This is a genomic window from Jannaschia aquimarina (assembly GCF_000877395.1).
In the GTDB taxonomy this organism is placed as follows: domain Bacteria; phylum Pseudomonadota; class Alphaproteobacteria; order Rhodobacterales; family Rhodobacteraceae; genus Jannaschia; species Jannaschia aquimarina.
Window position 1 is genome coordinate 39,891 of the sequence record NZ_JYFE01000032.1, and the last position, 16,282, is coordinate 56,172.

At 67.5% G+C, this 16,282-nt stretch carries 17 protein-coding genes; 6 read left to right on the plus strand and 11 right to left on the minus strand.

Annotated features, from left to right (window positions below; all coding sequences use genetic code 11):
* The first annotated feature begins 64 nt into the window (after window positions 1-64).
* The 5 genes from lepB (at window position 65) to recO (ending at window position 3,748) form a co-directional block, all read left to right on the plus strand.
* Window positions 65-865, plus strand: coding sequence for a signal peptidase I (lepB, locus tag jaqu_RS08630; protein WP_043918567.1), 801 nt, complete (start codon window positions 65-67; stop codon window positions 863-865).
* A 28-nt stretch (window positions 866-893) separates the two neighbouring features.
* The gene (gene rnc, locus jaqu_RS08635) at window positions 894-1,574 is read left to right on the plus strand and encodes a ribonuclease III (protein ID WP_043918568.1); all 681 of its coding nucleotides are present in this window, start codon (window positions 894-896) and stop codon (window positions 1,572-1,574) included.
* Between the two features lie 133 nt (window positions 1,575-1,707).
* Window positions 1,708-2,619, plus strand: a complete 912-nt coding sequence (gene era / locus jaqu_RS08640; RefSeq protein ID WP_043918569.1) for a GTPase Era — start codon at window positions 1,708-1,710, stop codon at window positions 2,617-2,619.
* 83 nt (window positions 2,620-2,702) lie between these two features.
* The gene (locus jaqu_RS08645) at window positions 2,703-3,029 is read left to right on the plus strand and encodes a DUF1491 family protein (protein WP_043918570.1); all 327 of its coding nucleotides are present in this window, start codon (window positions 2,703-2,705) and stop codon (window positions 3,027-3,029) included.
* Window positions 3,029-3,748: a DNA repair protein RecO gene (recO, locus tag jaqu_RS08650; RefSeq protein ID WP_043918571.1), complete on the plus strand. Its 720-nt coding sequence runs from the start codon at window positions 3,029-3,031 to the stop codon at window positions 3,746-3,748. Before jaqu_RS08645 ends, recO begins: the two co-directional genes overlap by 1 nt.
* Window positions 3,749-4,004: 256 nt before the next feature.
* On the opposite strand, the gene msrA is transcribed toward recO, so the two are convergent.
* Entirely contained in the window at window positions 4,005-4,649 is a 645-nt protein-coding gene (msrA, locus tag jaqu_RS08655; protein WP_043918572.1) for a peptide-methionine (S)-S-oxide reductase MsrA, read from the minus strand.
* A 33-nt stretch (window positions 4,650-4,682) separates the two neighbouring features.
* Complete coding sequence (locus tag jaqu_RS08660) at window positions 4,683-5,906, minus strand: MFS transporter (RefSeq protein WP_043918573.1); 1,224 nt, start codon at window positions 5,904-5,906, stop codon at window positions 4,683-4,685.
* A gap of 41 nt (window positions 5,907-5,947) precedes the next feature.
* On the opposite strand from jaqu_RS08660, the gene jaqu_RS08665 reads away from it, so the two are divergent.
* A complete protein-coding gene (locus tag jaqu_RS08665) occupies window positions 5,948-6,988 on the plus strand; it encodes a hypothetical protein (RefSeq protein WP_161793848.1) in 1,041 nt (346 codons plus the stop codon).
* 126 nt (window positions 6,989-7,114) lie between these two features.
* Here jaqu_RS08665 and rpsD read toward each other — a convergent pair whose 3' ends face one another.
* From rpsD to jaqu_RS08710, 9 genes are all read right to left on the minus strand, one after another.
* Window positions 7,115-7,735 carry a 30S ribosomal protein S4 gene (rpsD, locus tag jaqu_RS08670; protein ID WP_043918575.1) on the minus strand — a complete coding sequence of 207 codons (621 nt, stop codon included), beginning with the start codon at window positions 7,733-7,735 and terminating at the stop codon, window positions 7,115-7,117.
* 216 nt (window positions 7,736-7,951) lie between these two features.
* The gene (locus jaqu_RS08675; protein WP_052500866.1) at window positions 7,952-9,013 is read right to left on the minus strand and encodes a Hint domain-containing protein; all 1,062 of its coding nucleotides are present in this window, start codon (window positions 9,011-9,013) and stop codon (window positions 7,952-7,954) included.
* A gap of 163 nt (window positions 9,014-9,176) precedes the next feature.
* A complete protein-coding gene (locus jaqu_RS08680; protein ID WP_236687824.1) occupies window positions 9,177-9,659 on the minus strand; it encodes a lipocalin family protein in 483 nt (160 codons plus the stop codon).
* A 53-nt stretch (window positions 9,660-9,712) separates the two neighbouring features.
* Window positions 9,713-10,378: a ligase-associated DNA damage response endonuclease PdeM gene (gene pdeM, locus jaqu_RS08685; RefSeq protein WP_043918577.1), complete on the minus strand. Its 666-nt coding sequence runs from the start codon at window positions 10,376-10,378 to the stop codon at window positions 9,713-9,715.
* Between the two features lie 94 nt (window positions 10,379-10,472).
* Window positions 10,473-12,887: a ligase-associated DNA damage response DEXH box helicase gene (locus jaqu_RS08690; RefSeq protein WP_043918613.1), complete on the minus strand. Its 2,415-nt coding sequence runs from the start codon at window positions 12,885-12,887 to the stop codon at window positions 10,473-10,475.
* Window positions 12,888-12,974: 87 nt separating this feature from the next.
* Window positions 12,975-13,442, minus strand: a complete 468-nt coding sequence (locus jaqu_RS08695; protein WP_043918578.1) for a hypothetical protein — start codon at window positions 13,440-13,442, stop codon at window positions 12,975-12,977.
* A gap of 127 nt (window positions 13,443-13,569) precedes the next feature.
* Window positions 13,570-14,892: an ATP-binding protein gene (locus jaqu_RS08700; protein WP_043918579.1), complete on the minus strand. Its 1,323-nt coding sequence runs from the start codon at window positions 14,890-14,892 to the stop codon at window positions 13,570-13,572.
* Window positions 14,893-14,914: 22 nt separating this feature from the next.
* The gene (locus tag jaqu_RS08705; RefSeq protein WP_043918580.1) at window positions 14,915-15,427 is read right to left on the minus strand and encodes a prepilin peptidase; all 513 of its coding nucleotides are present in this window, start codon (window positions 15,425-15,427) and stop codon (window positions 14,915-14,917) included.
* A 17-nt stretch (window positions 15,428-15,444) separates the two neighbouring features.
* Window positions 15,445-16,281: a tetratricopeptide repeat protein gene (locus jaqu_RS08710; protein WP_043918581.1), complete on the minus strand. Its 837-nt coding sequence runs from the start codon at window positions 16,279-16,281 to the stop codon at window positions 15,445-15,447.
* Window position 16,282 lies beyond the last annotated feature (1 nt).

Sequence of the window (16,282 nt, forward strand, 5' to 3'; positions counted from 1 at the left end):
GGAGGTGCCGTTGACACCCCGCCGGGGCCGGGGCAGGGACGCACGAAATCGGGAAGGGCTGTTCATGGCGGCGAAGGCGGAAAAGAAGGAAGGCATCTGGGAGACGATCAAGACGATCTTCTGGGCGCTCGTGATCGCGGGCCTGTTCCGCACGCTGTTCTTCCAGCCGTTCTGGATCCCGTCGGGCTCGATGAAGGACACGTTGCTGATCGGCGATTTCCTCTTCGTCAACAAGATGGCCTACGGCTACTCGCAACATTCCTGCCCGTTCTCGATGTGCTTCTTCATCAACGGCCGTTGGTTCGGATCGGAGCCCGAGCGCGGCGACGTCATCGTCTTCCGTCATCCGGTCAACGGACAGGATTTCGTCAAGCGTGTCATCGGGATGCCCGGCGACACTGTTCAGATGCAGGGCGGGCTCCTCTACATCAACGGCGAGGCCGTCGAGCGCGAAGAGATCGAGCCCTTCGTCGAGATCAAGGAACCCCAAGGGCCCCAGGGCATCGTGCCGGCCTGTTCGAACGATCCCGTCGGTCTGGGCGGCGAGTGCATCAAGCGCCGCTACATCGAGACGCTTCCGGATGGCGTGAGCCACACGATCCTGGACATCGTCGAGGACAATCGCCGACGGTTCACCGACGATACCCCGCGTTATACCGTGCCGGAAGGACAGTATTTCTTCATGGGCGACAACCGCGACAACTCCTCCGACAGCCGCGTTCCGCGCGAGTTGGAGGGCGTCGACATGGTCCCGTTCGAGAACCTGATCGGCCGGGCGGACCGGGTCGTCTTCTCGTCGGCCGGTCGCCGGATCCTGTATTTCTGGACCTGGCGCATGGACCGCTTCTTCGAGAAGATCGTGTGACCCGGACCGGGGCGATCAACCGCGCGCCATGAAGACCGCGCGCGAGTTGGCCGCGTTCGAGGCGCGGCTGGGCCACAGCTTCTCGGACCCGGCCCTACTGATCCGCGCCCTGACGCATTCGTCCATCTCGACCGAGCAGCGGCCGTCCAACGAGCGGCTCGAGTTTCTCGGCGACCGGGTGCTGGGCCTCGTGATGGCTCAGGCCTTGATGCAGGGCGACCGCAAGGCGGCGGAAGGTCAGTTGGCCCCACGTTTCAACGCCTTGGTCCGCAAGGAAACCTGTGCCGAAATTGCCCGCGAGATCGGTCTGGGCGAGGTGCTGCGGCTGGGCAAGTCCGAGCGGATGACCGGCGGGCGCCGCAAGCTCGCCCTGTTGGGTGACGGATTGGAGGCGGTGATCGCTGCGCTCTATCTGGATGCCGGGCTGGAGGTCGCGCGGGAGGTGATCCTGCGGCTCTGGGGCGACCGGCTGGACCGGGTCGCGGACGATGCGCGCGATGCCAAGACGGTCCTGCAGGAATGGGCGCAGGCCCAGGGCATGGCGCCGCCGACCTACAAGGTGGAGGGGCGGACCGGGCCGGACCACGCCCCGGTCTTCGTGATCCGCGCGACCCTGCCGGACGGGAGGTCGTCGACCGGGGAGGCGACCTCCAAGCGCGCGGCCGAACAGGCGGCGGCGCGCATCCTACTGGACGAGGTGACCCGTTAACCTTCGTCTGCGAACCGGCGTTAACCGCTGTGCACCCCCCGTGCACCCCCTGTGCACCCCCCGTGCAGACAAAGGGCAGACCGACGCCCCGTTAACCCTTCTCGTCGCAGGTCGCGCGTCCTAGATGCCCCTCATGAACGACACTCCCACACGCGCCGGATTCGCGGCCCTGATCGGCGAGCCCAATGCGGGCAAGTCCACCCTTCTGAACGCGATGGTCGGGGCCAAGATCTCGATCGTCACCCACAAGGTGCAGACGACCCGCGCCCGCATCCGGGGTGTCGCGATGGAGGGCACGAGCCAGATCGTCTTCGTCGATACGCCGGGCCTGTTCCGGCCGCGGCGCCGGCTGGACCGCGCCATGGTCGCCGCCGCCTGGGGCGGGGCGGCCGATGCCGACGTGGTCGTCCTGCTGATCGAGGCCCATCGCGGCCTGACCGACGGGGTGCGGGCGATCCTCGACCGGCTGGCCGAAGCCCCCCCCGCCGCGCCGGTCTGGCTGGCCATCAACAAGATCGACCGCGTGAAGGCCGAGGCGTTGCTGGCGCTGACGCAGGAGATGAACGCGGCCCATGCCTTCGCCGAGACCTTCATGATCTCCGCCGAGAAGGGGCATGGCGTGGCCGACCTCAAGGCGGCCCTGGCCGCCGCGATGCCCGAGGGGCCGCTCCTCTACCCGGAAGACCAAATCGCCGACCTGCCGGTGCGCATGATCGCCGCCGAGATCACCCGCGAGAAGCTGACCCTGCGCCTGCATCAGGAACTGCCCTACCAGTTGACGGTCGAGACCGAGACCTGGGAGGAGCGCAAGGACGGCTCGGTCCGGATCGAGCAGGAGATCTACGTCATGCGCGACGGTCACAAGGGCATCGTCTTGGGCAACAAGGGCGAGACCATCAAAGCCGTGGGCAAGGCCGCCCGCGAGGAATTGTCCGAGTTCCTGGGTCAGAAGGTCCACCTGTTCCTGCGCGTCGCGGTCCGGCCCAACTGGCTGGAGGAATCCGAGCGCTACGATGCCATGGGCCTCGACTTCCGGGATGCGTGACGGCGCGCCCGGTCCGGCTCTGTCTTCTTCTCGGCACAAATACTCCGGGGGGGTCGGGGGGCTGGCCCCCCGCCCCGTCTGACATGGCGCTGGCCGCGCATATCTGGGTCGCCGCCTATCGCAAGCGGCTGGATCTCCTTGGTATTCCCTGCATGGTGATCGCCCGGGGCGATGCGACGGCGGGAGCGGTGATGGTGAAGGTCGCGACGATGGATGGCGCGGCGACGGTGCTTCACCGCAGCTTCGACCTGATGACCGGCGACCGCGCCTGGGTCGTCCTGACCGAAGGGCCGGAGCGCGATTGCGACGCCGCCATCGCCCGGCAGCGCGGCTTCGACCCGGATCTCTGGGTGCTGGAAGTGGAGGATCCGCGCGGGCGCCACCTTCTGGACCAAGACGGGCTGGCCTGATGGAGTGGCGGGACGAAGGCATCGTGCTCGCCGTGCGGCGCCACGGCGAGACGAGCGCCATCGTCGAATTGCTCACCGACGCCCATGGCCGCCATCTGGGCGTCGTCCATGGCGGGACGTCGCGGCGGATGCGGCCCGTCCTGCAACCGGGCAACCGGGTCCAGGCGGTCTGGCGCGCGCGTCTCGAAAGCCATCTTGGCAGCTACTCGGTCGAGGCGTTGCGGACGCGGGCGGGGGACGTGCTGGCCGATCCGCTGCGGCTGGCAGGATTGGCGTCGCTTTGCGCGCTCTCCGGCTGGGCCCTGCCCGAGCGCGAGGCGGTCGCGGAATTCGCCGCGCGGACCGAGGCGCTGGCCGAGGCCGTCGCCGACGGAGCGGGCTGGCTGCGCGACTACGTCTTCTGGGAGATGGCGCTTCTGGAGATCGCCGGCTTCCGTCTGGACCTGAGCGCATGTGCCGCCGGGGGCGGGGCGAACGATCTGGCCTATGTCTCGCCCCGCACGGGCCGGGCGGTCAGCCGGTCGGGGGCGGGCCAATGGGCCGACAGGTTGCTGCCCCTGCCCGAGATGTTGATTGGCGGAACCGCGACCCTGGACGGCGTGCGGGCGGCGCTGGACCTGACCGGCTTCTTTCTGCGCGAGCGCGTGGCCCCGGCCCTGGAGCGTCCGCTGCCCGCCGCGCGGGACCGCCTCATCATGGCGCTCGCGCGAGAAGGATAGGGTGGAGGGGGCTCTGCCCCCCGCGCCCTCCGGTCGCGCCCCCCGGGATATTTGGAGCAGGATGAGGACCCTTAACCGCCCCTTAACCACGGTTGTCCATTGATGACGTGCGGGACAGGCTGGGAAGCCGATGACCGTGCAGGGTGAGAACGTCTCTGGACATCTTGCCGGGGTGGGGCCGCGTGCCCCGCCCCTTTCTCATCCTGCAAGATATATCCCGGGGGGGCCTGGGGGGCTGGCCCCCCAGCCCGACCTCTCAGGCGCCGGTGCCGATGGGGCAGGTCACGCCGGTGCCGCCGATCCCGCAATAGCCGTTCGGGTTCTTTGACAGGTATTGCTGGTGATAATCCTCGGCGTGGTAAAAGGCGGGGGCGTCCACGATCTCGGTCGTGATGGCCCCATATCCGGCGTCGCGCAGACGGGGCGCCATCTCGTCGCGTGTCCGCTCGGCCGCCGCTTTCTGGGCGTCGGAATAGGTATAGATCCCGCTGCGGTACTGGGTGCCGCGATCGTTGCCCTGGCGCATGCCCTGGGTCGGGTCGTGACCCTCCCAGAAGACCTTGAGCAGATCTTCGTAAGTCACAATTGACGGATCATAGATCACGCGCACCACCTCGTTGTGGTTGGTGCGGCCCGAGCAGACCTCTTCGTAGGTCGCGTTGGGCGTCTGGCCGCCCGCATAGCCGACGAGGGTCATGTGGACGCCGGGGATCTGCCAGAACATCCGTTCGACCCCCCAGAAGCAGCCCATGCCGAACATGGCTTCCTCCATGCCGTCGGGCACTTCGTTCGAGAGCGGCGTGCCGAAGACGTGATGCGTTGTAGCGGTCGGGATGGGGTAATCGCGGCCGGGCAGGGTGTCGTCGGTAAGCTCGGCCGGTTTGCGCTTGAGCAGGAACATGAGCGTCTCTCCTTTCGGAGGGATATGGGGTCGCTACTCGGCTGCTGCCAGTCGGGGGGCGAGGACGGTCTCGTGCCCCGCGACGGGATGGCGCGGCACCAGCGTCGAAAGTCCGAGCGACACCGCCGCCATTCCGGCCGCGAGCACAAAGACGGTAATCGGCGAGGACAGCCACAGATAGCCCAGCGCAGCCGGCAGGAACACGGCCGCGATGTGGTTGATCGTGAAGGCCACGGCGGCGGTCGGGGCGATGTCTCCGGGATCGGCGATCTTCTGGAAGTAGGTCTTGATCGCCAGCGCGAGGCTGAAGAACACGTGGTTCGCCACGTAGAGGGCCGCCGCCATCCACACGCCCCAGTCGAAGACGTAGAGTCCGGCATAGAGTACGAAGATCGTGCCCAGCCCCGCATATTCGACGATCAGCGCCGCGCGTTCGCCGAAGTGGCCCACGGCGCGGCCCACCGCCGAGGCAGTCAGCATGTTGATCACGAGCGTTCCCATGAAGAGCGCTGTCACCTGATGGACGTCGAGGCCGTAACGCTCGACCATCATGAAGCCCGCAAACACGATGAAGATCTGGCGCCGCGCGCCCGACATGAATTGCAGCGCGTAATAGAGCCAGTAGCGGCGGCGCAGGATGAACTTCTTGGTCTGGGGGTGGGGGCTCTCGAATTGGGGGAAGACCAGCCAGGCGATCACGGCGATGGCGGCCGTGGCGCCGCCGGCAAGCCAGTAGACGGTATCGTAGCTGAGATCGAAGGCACGCCATGTCAGCACGATCGCGCCGTATGCGAGCAGCGTGCCGCCCGATCCGATGGCGAGAAGGGTGCCCAGCATGCGCGGCGCGCGGTCCTTGGGCAGCCACTGGAGCTGAAGGCTCTGGTTGACGGTCTCGTAATAGTGGAAGCCGATCGAGCTGAGCAGGGTGATGAACAGAAGGCCGCCCAGCGACGGAAATTGCGCCGTCAACGCTGTGGCCACCCCCAGCAGGATCAGCGAGACGAGCGCGAGCACCTGTTCGCGCACGAAGAGAATGACGAAGATCACCCCGATGGCGAGGAAGCCGGGGATTTCCCGCACGGTGTGGAGCCAGCCGATATCGGCGCCGTCGAAGCCCGCCATCTCGATCGTGAAGTTGTTCAGGAGCGCCGACCACGTCGCGAAGGCTAGCGGCATGGCGAAGGCCATCAGCATCAGGAGCGCGGCGGGGCGCCGCCAGGGGGGCAGTTCGGAGGCGCGGTCGAGCGGGAACGTCATGGGACCGGGCTACGCCCGTCGAGCCGTCCTGTCCATTGCGCATGGGCGCACTGGCGCTTGCGCGGGATGCCGGGCAAGGAAGGGGGATGGAGACGCTGCGCTACGAGTTCGACCTTCGGGGCTTCGACCTGAACCGGGTCGGCACGAGCATCTCGATGCGCGAGGGTGCGGCCGTGGCGATGACGCTCCATCTGGGTGCCTTCGTCCTGGCATTGGTCGCGCAAGCCGTCGCGGATCTATGGGTCTGGCTGCCTCTGGTCGTGCTGATCGCGGGCGCGGCAATCTATCCGATCCACAGGTCCCGCCAGATGCGCGCCGCGGGGGGCGGGCCGCTCTTGGGAGGTCCGGCGCGCGTGCGATTGGACCCGGACGGATATCGGCGGCGGGGCGAGGCGACGTTGAGCGAGGGTAGCTGGACGGCGGTCGAGGGTGTGACCCGGATGCGGCACCATATCGTGTTGCGCTTCGGGACGGGCTCGATCCTGCCGGTCAGCCACGACGCGCTGTCGCCGCTGGACCCCGACGAGGCCGCTGACCGGATCGAAGGTTGGATCGCGGGGTCGCCCGCCGGAGCCGCCATCGACGTGGCCGACGAGATCATGGCCGGGGACGTGCCGGCGATGATGTCCGCCGCCAACCGGCATCGGGCAGGGCACAGGCTGTGGAAGCCGCTGCTGTCGGCTGTCGGAGGCGTCTTGGCGATGGTGCTGTTCGCCAGCGTGTCGATGGCGCTGGGGCTGTCGGATTGGGTGGTGCTGGCGTTGATCGCCGCGATCCTGGCCGCGTTCCTGTGGTGGACGCGGCGAGAAGGCGCGCGGTTGAACGACGAGGCGAGCCGCTCTGCCCCGTTCAACGGTGCGTTGTCGGTCGTGCTTGCGCCCGAGGGATGGTCGGTGGACGGGCCGGGCTGGCGGCTGGCCGGAGAGTGGCGGCCCGACATCCGGGTGCAGGCCATCGCTGGTGCGGCTGTGCTGCGGATCGGTGCCGGGTTCTTTCTGCCGATCCCGAAGACCGCCCTGGCGCCGCATTCGGCGAAGGACGTGGCCACTTATGTGGAGCGGATGCGGCGCCGGGAGGGATAGGGTGGGCGCGGGCAATGTCCTGTCCAGCCCTTCCAACCTCCGCCCCGGGGCATCCGCCGCAAAGAAGAAGGCCGCCCCCGGAGGAGCGGCCCGTTCCGGTCCAGCGGACCATTATCTGCGCCCGGATCAGTTCTGGGCGTAGTATTCGATGACGAGGTTCGGCTCCATCTGGACGGCGTAGGGCACATCCGACAGGCCGGGGGTGCGCACGAAGCTGGCGCGCATTTTGGAGTGGTCGACTTCGAGGTAGTCGGGCACATCGCGCTCGGCGAGTTGGCTGGCTTCGAGCACGAGGGCGAGCTGCTTGGACTTGTCGCGCACCTCAATGATGTCGCCTTCCTTCACGCGGTAGGAGGGGATGTTGGTGCGGACGCCGTTCACCAGCACATGGCCGTGGTTCACGAATTGACGGGCGGCGAAGATCGTCGGCACGAACTTGGCGCGGTAGACGACGGCGTCGAGGCGACGCTCCAGCAGGCCCATCAGGTTCTCACCGGTATCGCCCTTGACCCGCGCGGCCTCGGCGAAGATCCGCTTGAACTGCTTTTCCGTCAGGTCGCCGTAATAGCCCTTGAGCTTCTGCTTGGCGCGAAGCTGGAGGCCGAAGTCGGACATCTTGCCCTTGCGGCGCTGGCCGTGCTGGCCGGGACCGTATTCGCGGCGGTTCACGGGGCTTTTCGGGCGGCCCCAGATGTTTTCGCCCATGCGGCGGTCGAGCTTATACTTGGCAGAGGTGCGCTTGGTCACCGTCTGATCTCCTTCAGATATGGTGCCTTCCCGGCCGATCCGGCGATCAGAGGCCATCAGCCCGAGAAGCGCCGACCCCGCTGAGAGGGCGTCGAAGGGCGTTGTCCTTTGCCTTGCGGCCGACAGGCATCCCCTTGCGGGGGCCACCAACACCAATGGAAATCGCCGCCTACGGCGACCCTCGCCGGGTGTCAAGCGGTTTGGCCAGGTCCGAGATCAGGACAGGCGCGGGGGCGCCGCATGGGAGAGGATCGCAAGCTCTCCGGCCGTCAGACAGCGCCGTGCATGGGGGCCGTAGAGATGCGGGTCCGCGTCGATGCCGGGCGCCATCTCCAGCAGCGCGGAGCGGTCCGCCGGCGTGAGATGCGACAGGTCCGCGTCGCCGGGATGGAAGCTTTCGGCCCAGATGCCGTTGGCGCGCAAGACATGGTGCGAGGCCAGCAGGAGATGGACGTAGGTCACCGAACGAGCGGCGTGATCCACGAGGATCCGGCGGTCGTCGATCAGATCCTGCGCGCGGACCAGTACCTCCTGCTCGCCCCAGAGCGCGCGGCTTGCGTCACCGCCGATCAGCAGGCGGTGGCCGGGAGAGACGACGAGATCGGGCTGCGGCGCGCGGTGGCCGAATGCGTTGGCGCGGATGCGGACGGGACGCAGTTCGGGCCGGGCGGCCATGGCGAAATCCGCGACCGTCCGGGTGCCGACCCACAGCACGGTGCGCGGGCCGTCGTCGCGCGTCACGACGCGGTCGCCCGGCAGCAGCTCTTCGACCGGCAGGGGGCCGTCGGGCGTCGCGATCAGGGTTCCGGCGGTGAAGCAGATCGGGGCCTTGCCGGACGTCCGGCGGGCGCGAGCGGGTTCGGGGGCCCGGACGACGAGCAGATCGGTCTCGGCCGGCGGTGTTTCGTCGAAGACCCAGAGCGCGTCGCCCGCCCTGGTCACCGGGATGGCGGTCCAGCGGTGAGGGCCGAGCGCGAGCACGATCCGTGCGTCATCGGGGTCGTCAGGAGCCGCGTCGTCGGCCTGGGTGACGGGGGGCTGTTCGTTTCGGGCGCGCGCTAGCTTGCCGACCGACCTGCGGCAGCGGCGGCGCAGTTCGCCCAGATCATCCGGAAGCGGAAGGGGTAGCGCATCGGTGCGATCGTCGAGGCGGAGTTCGGTCCCGCTCCACCGCCACACGGCGCCTTCGGGAACGGCGGAACGGGCCGATGGAACCTGCCCATCGACCCGCATCTGCCTGGTGGAAATGACATGCGCGCGCGCGCCTGTCCCTGACATGCCTGCCTGTCCGCTACCGCGTTTTTTGCTTTGTTTTGCGGCCACTGCCCGACCGCTTAACGGTTTTTTAAACCGGGTTCGAATCGTTGGTAAACCCCCTGATTCGCACCAGACGAAACTTTTTTCGGCCATATATGGTTAACTCTTTCGGCTGTCAGGGAAATCAGCCCGGTGGAGTTTCCCGGAGCGCGTCGAGGCGGTAGCCGTTGAACTCCAAGACCGTCCTTGCCGCGGCCCGCAAATCGGCGCGAAGCCGCCGATCGCGGGCAAGAATCCACCCGGCCCGGCCGTCCGGCTGGCCCAGAACGGCGACCCTGTAATCGGCGTCCGTCCACAGGATCCAGAGCGGGGCGGAGAAGGGGACGCCGGACAATTCCACATCGAGCCGGCCAGGGCCGTCCGGGGTGGCCGTCCCGGTAATCGCGCGGATCGGGTCGCCTTGTGGGCCGAGGCAGGTGTTGCGCACCGCCAGGGTACCATCGGGGCGCGGCGCGTATTCCGCGGTCGCAGAAGCGCATCCGTTCTGGAACGGCACCGGATATGCGGCGATCTGGTACCACCGTCCGGCAAAGCGGGCGGGGTCGAAATCCGCCTTCGACGCGATCGGGACGGAGGCGTCGCGGTAGCTTGGCAGCAGCGGGGCCAAAGGCGTGCCCCCGCACGCCGCCAGCACCAAACATAAAAGGGCAGCCGCGCGCCTCATCTCGGCATCGGGATCTCGACCATCGGCTGGCCGGCCAGGATGGCGCGCGCGTCGGGCGCCATCAGGCCGCTCAGCGCCCGGTCGCGGGACCGCAGCCCCCCGGTATAGGTGCCGTAGGCCGGCAGGATCAGCCGCGTGGCGTCGCGCAGGAAGCAGGGGCGCGAGACGTGGCGTCCGCGAAGCGACAGGCTGGCCTTGGGGTGGTAATGCCCCGAAACCTCGTGCCGGCCGGTTCGGGTCGCGATATGAACGAAGGAGAGCGGGCCGCAGGTCAGGCCTTCTGCCGCATGGCCACCAAAGGCGACGGGGGCGGGGTCGTGATTGCCAGTGACCCAGGTCCAGTCGCGCCCCTCGATCATCGCGGCGATCCGGTCGCGGGCGTCGGCATCCAGCGCCGTCGCCGCCTCCATGTCGTCAAACGCATCGCCCAGCGAAATGACGGCGGCCGGATCCAGTGTCTCCAGATCGGCCTGAAGGCGGCGCAGCGTGTCCCGTACCTCGTAAGGCGGCAGGAGCGCGCCGCCCCGGCGGGCCATCCGTTCCGACTTGCCCAGATGCATGTCGCTGACGCAGAGCAGCGAGGCCTCCGGCCACCAGAGCGCGCCGGAGGGCAGGGCGACCAGTGTCTCGCCCGCGAAGGTGAAGCTGTGCTCGTTCCGCATGTGTTCCGGTCCCTCGCCTCTAGGAATCACGGGCGGGGGCCCGGTGCAAGGGGCGGTGCGCGGTGACGTCATTTCATGCGGGGAAGGGGCGCGCCTAGGCCGGCAACGCGCCCAGCCCGGCCTCCTCCATCAGGCGTGCGGCTTCCTCTTCGATCAGGCGATTTTCGCCTTTGCCGGCGATGGGGACGCGACCCGGTTCCAGAAAGAGGGGCGCGGAGAGCGGCGAGACGCGGTCGAGCGCGATCTGGTCGATCCGGTCCCCGACCGTCTTTAGCAGAAGATCGACCCGGCCGAAGTCGATATGGCCGCGCATCGCCTCTTCCTCGGTGATCTTGAGCATCAGGTGATCGGGATCGTAGCGGTGCAGCGTGTCGTAGAGGATATCGCTGCTGAAGGTGGCCTGCCGTCCGGTCGTCCGCTTGCCGGGAAAATTCCGGTCGATCAGGCCCGAGATGACGGCGGCGGCGCGGAAGGTGCGCTTCATGACGGCATTGCCCGCAAGCCAGCTTTCAAGCGCGTCATGCACCCCGTCATGGGAGAGGAAGGGCCGCACGTCGCGCACCGGCTGCAGCCCCCAGATCAGCACGGCGTAATCCGTCGCCACCAGACCCATCGGATCGAGGCCGGCCTCCTCCATCCCCTTGGTCACGAGCAGGCCCAGCGTCTGGTGCGCGTTGCGGCCTGCGAATCCGTAGAGGCAGAGATGGTGGCGGCCGTCGCGCGGAAAGCTCTCGACCAGCAGGCGGCCGGGTTCGGGCAGGAGCGAGTTCTCGCGTTGGAGCGCCAGCCATTCGCGGGTGTGCCAGGGCAGGGCGTCCCAGCGGCCGGGATCGTTGAGGATCTGCTGGATGCGTTCGGCCAACTGGATCGAGAAGGTCTGCTTGTAGCCGATATAGGTCGCGATGCGCGGCTCCTTGTCGGGGCGCGGCGAAACCTCGACGGTCATCTGGTTCAGGCCCTCGTAGCGGACGACCTGCCCGCCCATCAGGAACGTCTCGCCGGGCGTGAGCGTGGCGGCGAACCCTTCCTCGATCTCTCCCAACGGCTGGCCGCCTCGTCCGCGGAAGCGCACCTTCAGCGTGTCGGTGTCGATGATCGTGCCGAGGTTCATGCGGATCTGGCGTGCGGCGCGGGGGTCGCGCAGGGACCAGAGGCCAGGCTCCCGCTCTTTCAGGCGCTGATAGCGGTCGTAAGCGCGCAGGGCGTAGCCCCCAGTGGCCACGAAATCGAGGCACTCGTCGAAGGCCGCGCGGCTGAGATCGGCATAGACGCCGACGGTCTTGATCTCGGCAAAAAGGTCGGCGTCCCGAAAAGGCCCGGCGCAGGCGACGAGCGCGATATGCTGGCAGAGCACGTCGCGCGGGCCGTCGCGGCGCAGGTCGCCGTCGAGTTGGCCCTCGCGCACCGCTTCGAGTGCGGCGCGGCACTCGATGACCTCGAAGCGGTTCGCGGGGACGAGCCGGGCCTTGGAGGGGGCGTTGTAGCGGTGGTTGGCCCGGCCGATCCGCTGCACGAGCTGCTTGACCTTCTTGGGCGCGCCGACCTGGATCACGAGATCGACGTCGCCCCAATCGATGCCGAGGTCGAGGCTGGAGGTCGCCACGATGGCGCGCAGATCCCCTGCGGCCATGGCCTGTTCGACCCTGTGCCGCTGCTCGCGCGCGAGGGCGCCGTGGTGGATGCCGATGGGCAGATCGTCCTCGTTGGCGAGCCAGAGCGCGTGGAAGAACAGCTCCGCCTGGGCCCGGGTGTTGTGGAAGATCAGCGTCGTCTTGTGCGCTTTCACCTCCGAGAGGATCGTCGGGATCGCGTAGCGGCCGCCCGCGCCCGCCCAGGGCGGGATCTCGTCCGTCCGCAGGATGTCGATATCGGGCGGCGGACCCGGATCGGCGTGCAGAATGGGGCAGGGGTCGGGATGGCGCGCGAGGTAATGCGCGATGGCGGCCGGATCGTCGACCGTCGCCGACAGGCCCACGCGGCGCAGGCCGGGAGCGAGCGTCTGGAGGCGGGAGAGGGCCAGCATGAGCTGATCCCCGCGCTTGTTCTCGGCCAAGGCGTGGATCTCGTCGACGATCACCCGCTTGAGGCCTTTGAACGTGCGGTCGGCATCCGGGTAGCTCATCATGAGCGCGAGGCTCTCGGGCGTCGTCAGCAGGATGTGGGGCGGGTCGGCGCGCTGGCGTTTGCGCGCCGTCTGGGAGGTGTCGCCGGTACGGTCCTCGACGCGGATCGGCAGGCCTGCTTCGTCGATCGGAATGCGCAGATTGCGCCGGATGTCGTTGGCCAGCGCCTTGAGCGGTGAGACGTAGAGCGTATGCAGCCCCTCATGCCCGTTCGCGGAGATGTCCGCGAGGGTCGGCAGGAACCCGGCGAGCGTCTTGCCGCCGCCGGTCGGCGCGATGAGTAGCAGCGCGGGTTCATCGGCGCGGTCCAGCATCTCGTGCTGGTGGGGGTGGAGAGACCAGTGGCGGCTGGCGAACCATTCGGCGAGGGAGGGGGGCAGTTCCATCGCCCGCATGTAGCGCGCCGCGCGCCGATGTTGAATCGCATCGGCGCGCGTCCCGTCATTCGTGGCGCCCGGCTCTCGGGCGCGGGCTCAGCTTGCCGGTGTGTCGGCGCGCCGGGCCAATTCCGCGGCGTGGAAGCGCGCGATCGCTTCATCCGCCATGGCCTGTGCGGCGAGACGGGCGCGGATCTCGGGTCGGTCGGCGCCGGAAGCGTCATAGCGGGCGAGGGTCGCCTCGCTTTGCGCGGCGATGGCCTGGGTCAGCGCCTCGGCCTCTGCGAGTTCGTCATCCGTCATCGCGGGCAACCCGGCGCGAAACATGTCCACGAGGTCGGACGCGTCGCAGCCCGTCACCGCGCAGGCATCAGCCAGGGCCGCGGCCAGATCGGGGACGTTGAACGACGTCATCTGAACGTTGGCCAAATCGCTCCGGTCGAGCGATCCGGCCCGTTCGGCCCGCCCGTCGAACGCCACCCAGAGCATGGCGGCGGCCGCGACGACGACAATGAATAGGGGTCGCACGCGGATTGGTGCGCGGTGTTCGGGGGTGGTCTTCATGCCACGCCTCCTTCTTGTCCTGCCTCGGACAGAAGGATCGGGGCGGAATGTGGCGGCTTTGGGGCAGGCGCGCCGCGATCGGGCGCGCGGGGCCTGCGGCGCGGCATGCGCGCCACAGGCATGTCGGTCAGTGGACGATGTCTACTTCGCGGACGTAGAGGTTTTCCCAAGCGCGGTCGATCAGATCTGGCGTCATCTCGTAGGGCTGCCCCTCGAAGTCGCAGATCGCGATGATCTGATCGACGAGGAACGGTGCGTGGTAGTTCGCGTAGATGTTCTTGATCGTCGGGTACTTGTTCTTCAACAAGTGAACGAGCGAGGCTTCATTCAGCTTCACCTTCTTCTTCTTGGCGACCATCGCGAAGATCTTGAGGAAGTCCGACTGGCTGGGCCCGTCGATCATCACCTTGAAGAAGATTCGCCGCAGGGCCGCGACGTCGAAGATCTTGTTCGGGTGGAAGTTGGTGGAAAACACCACGAGCGTGTCGAAGGGCACTTCGAACTTCTCGCCAGATTGCAGGGCAAGGATGTCGTAGCCCATCTCCATCGGGACGATCCAGCGGTTGATGAGCGCCTGCGGCGGCTCTTCCTGGCGGCCAAGGTCGTCGACGATGAAGACGCCGCCGGAGGATTTGAGCTGGAGCGACGCCTGATAGGTCCGCGCCACCGCGTTGTAGTTCAGGTCGAGCATAGAGAGCGACAGTTCCCCGCCCGTCATCACAGTCGGGCGGGTGCAGAGGATATAGCGTTCGTCTACGCGTGCGCCCGACTTGCGGAGGCTCTCGGCCTCTTGGACGCGGGGGACGATGTCATGCACGATCGGGTCGTACATCGTGATGACCTGACCGGCATATTCGATCGCGTGGGGGATCCAGATATTGTCGCCAAGTGCGGCGCGGATGCCTTCGGCGATGGAAGATTTGCCGTTGCCCGGAGGGCCGTACATCAGCACGGAACGCCCGGATCCCACGGCCGGGCCAAGCTGGTCGATCAGATCCTCGGGCAGGATCAGGTGCCCCATCGAGGCCATCAACCGCTCTCGCGAGATGTGAATGTTTTTGACTGACTGCGCCTTCACCTGGGCCTTGTAGTCCTCGAGAGGAACGGGGAGGGCACCATAATACTCGGACTGGGCGAGCGCGTCGGCGGCGCGGGCCTTGCCCCCATCGGTCAGCTGGAAGCCCATCTCGCCGGAACTGCCGGCATGCATCGTACCGGTGGACTGCATGAGGCCGGCATCGCGGCACTGGTCGACGAGCTGCGTGACCAGCGGGACCGAGAGCTTCATCGCGGCAGAGATCTCGCGCGCCGTCTCGACCGACTGGCGGAACATGGTCTTGAGCAGGATATCCCGCAGCATCACGTTCGAAAGACCGGTTTCGGCCAGCGTCTTCGGCGGTTTCGGGGCGGGAACCTCGCCCGAAAGGGCGGGATCGACGTGCATGTTCATGGCGCGTGTCCTTCCGGGTGGCTCAGATGCCGCCTGCGGCGGCGATGAAGAAATAGCTGGAGAGCGTCGGGGCGAGACCCACGCCCAAGGGGATATGGCCGCGGCCCTCTTCGAGCCAGATCCAGCCCGGCGCGGCGGTGCGCAGGGCCGGGAGGCGGCGCGCGATCGTCATGGCGACCAGGAGCGACAGGACCCAGGCGATGTAGAGCAGGCCCACCATCGTCGCATCCGACAGCGGAACGAACGGGGCCATCGCCGCGGCGAGTTTCGCGTCGCCCGCACCGAGGCCGGTTCCGACATGCATAAGAAAGCCGATCACCAAGACGACGGCGAAATGGGCGTAGCGCCAGAGATACTCGTCAAGCGGAAGTAGGAAGAACCCGGCCACGGCGAAGATCGCGAGCAACGCGAGAACGGCGGCGTTCTTGATCTTCATCTCCCGCAGGTCCGTCCAGATGATCCAGAGACAGACGGGCAAGCTCAGCAGGCCGAAGACGAGCCCCTGAAGCGGAAGTGTGACCGGGTTGAATTCCATGGCGTCCTCCGGAAGCCTTAGGCCGACATCGCCTGAAGCGCGCGGACCGCAGCTTCGAAGTGACGCGGGTGTGTGTCGATCGCATCTTCGAGAAGATTACGGCCGATATCGGTATCGCCTTGCTTGATCGCGGCAAGCGCGGCGGTGTGGAGCAGCTGCGCCCGCTCTTCCTGCGACATGGGGATGCCGGGGAGCGCGTAGGCACGGCGCGTTGCGCGCGCGAGGACCAGGTTGTTCTTGGCGGTGAACAGCGTGCGGTCGTAGGTCAGAGCCTCTGCGAAGAGCCGCTCGGCCGCTTGGGTGTCGCCACGCGAAAGCTTGGAATAGCCCCAGTTGTTCAGCACGTTGGCGGGCGTCGTGGTCAGGCCGACCGCCGTCTCGTAGAAGCTGTCGGCGCGCTTCCAGTCCCGCTGGCTGTCGGCAACCATCGCCTCAAGCCGATAACGCTCGAAGCTTTCGTGGGTCGGGGGGATGGCGTCGAGCGTCGCCTTCGCGCCCGCCCAGTCAGACGTGCGGATCTGCGCATCGGCAAAGTTGACGAGGTCTTCGTTCGTGGCGTTCGGGTTCGAAGCGACTTCTTGCCAGACGCGCGCGCCTTCGGAGGCTTTCTTCGACCGGACGAGTGCCGAAGCGAGGCCACGCTGGTGCGTGATCTCGCCGGGCTCTTCGGCGAGACGCTTGCGGAAGAAGGCCACGGCCTCCTGGGGCGGCGCGACGCTGAGCATGATCTCGTCAATCTCACGCTGCTCTTTCTCTCCGCTGAGCGCACGGGCGACGTCACCGTCGCGGCCTGCACAAGCCGACAGCATCATGGTGCCCCCTGCCAGGAGGGCGATAACGATCTTATGGCGCATT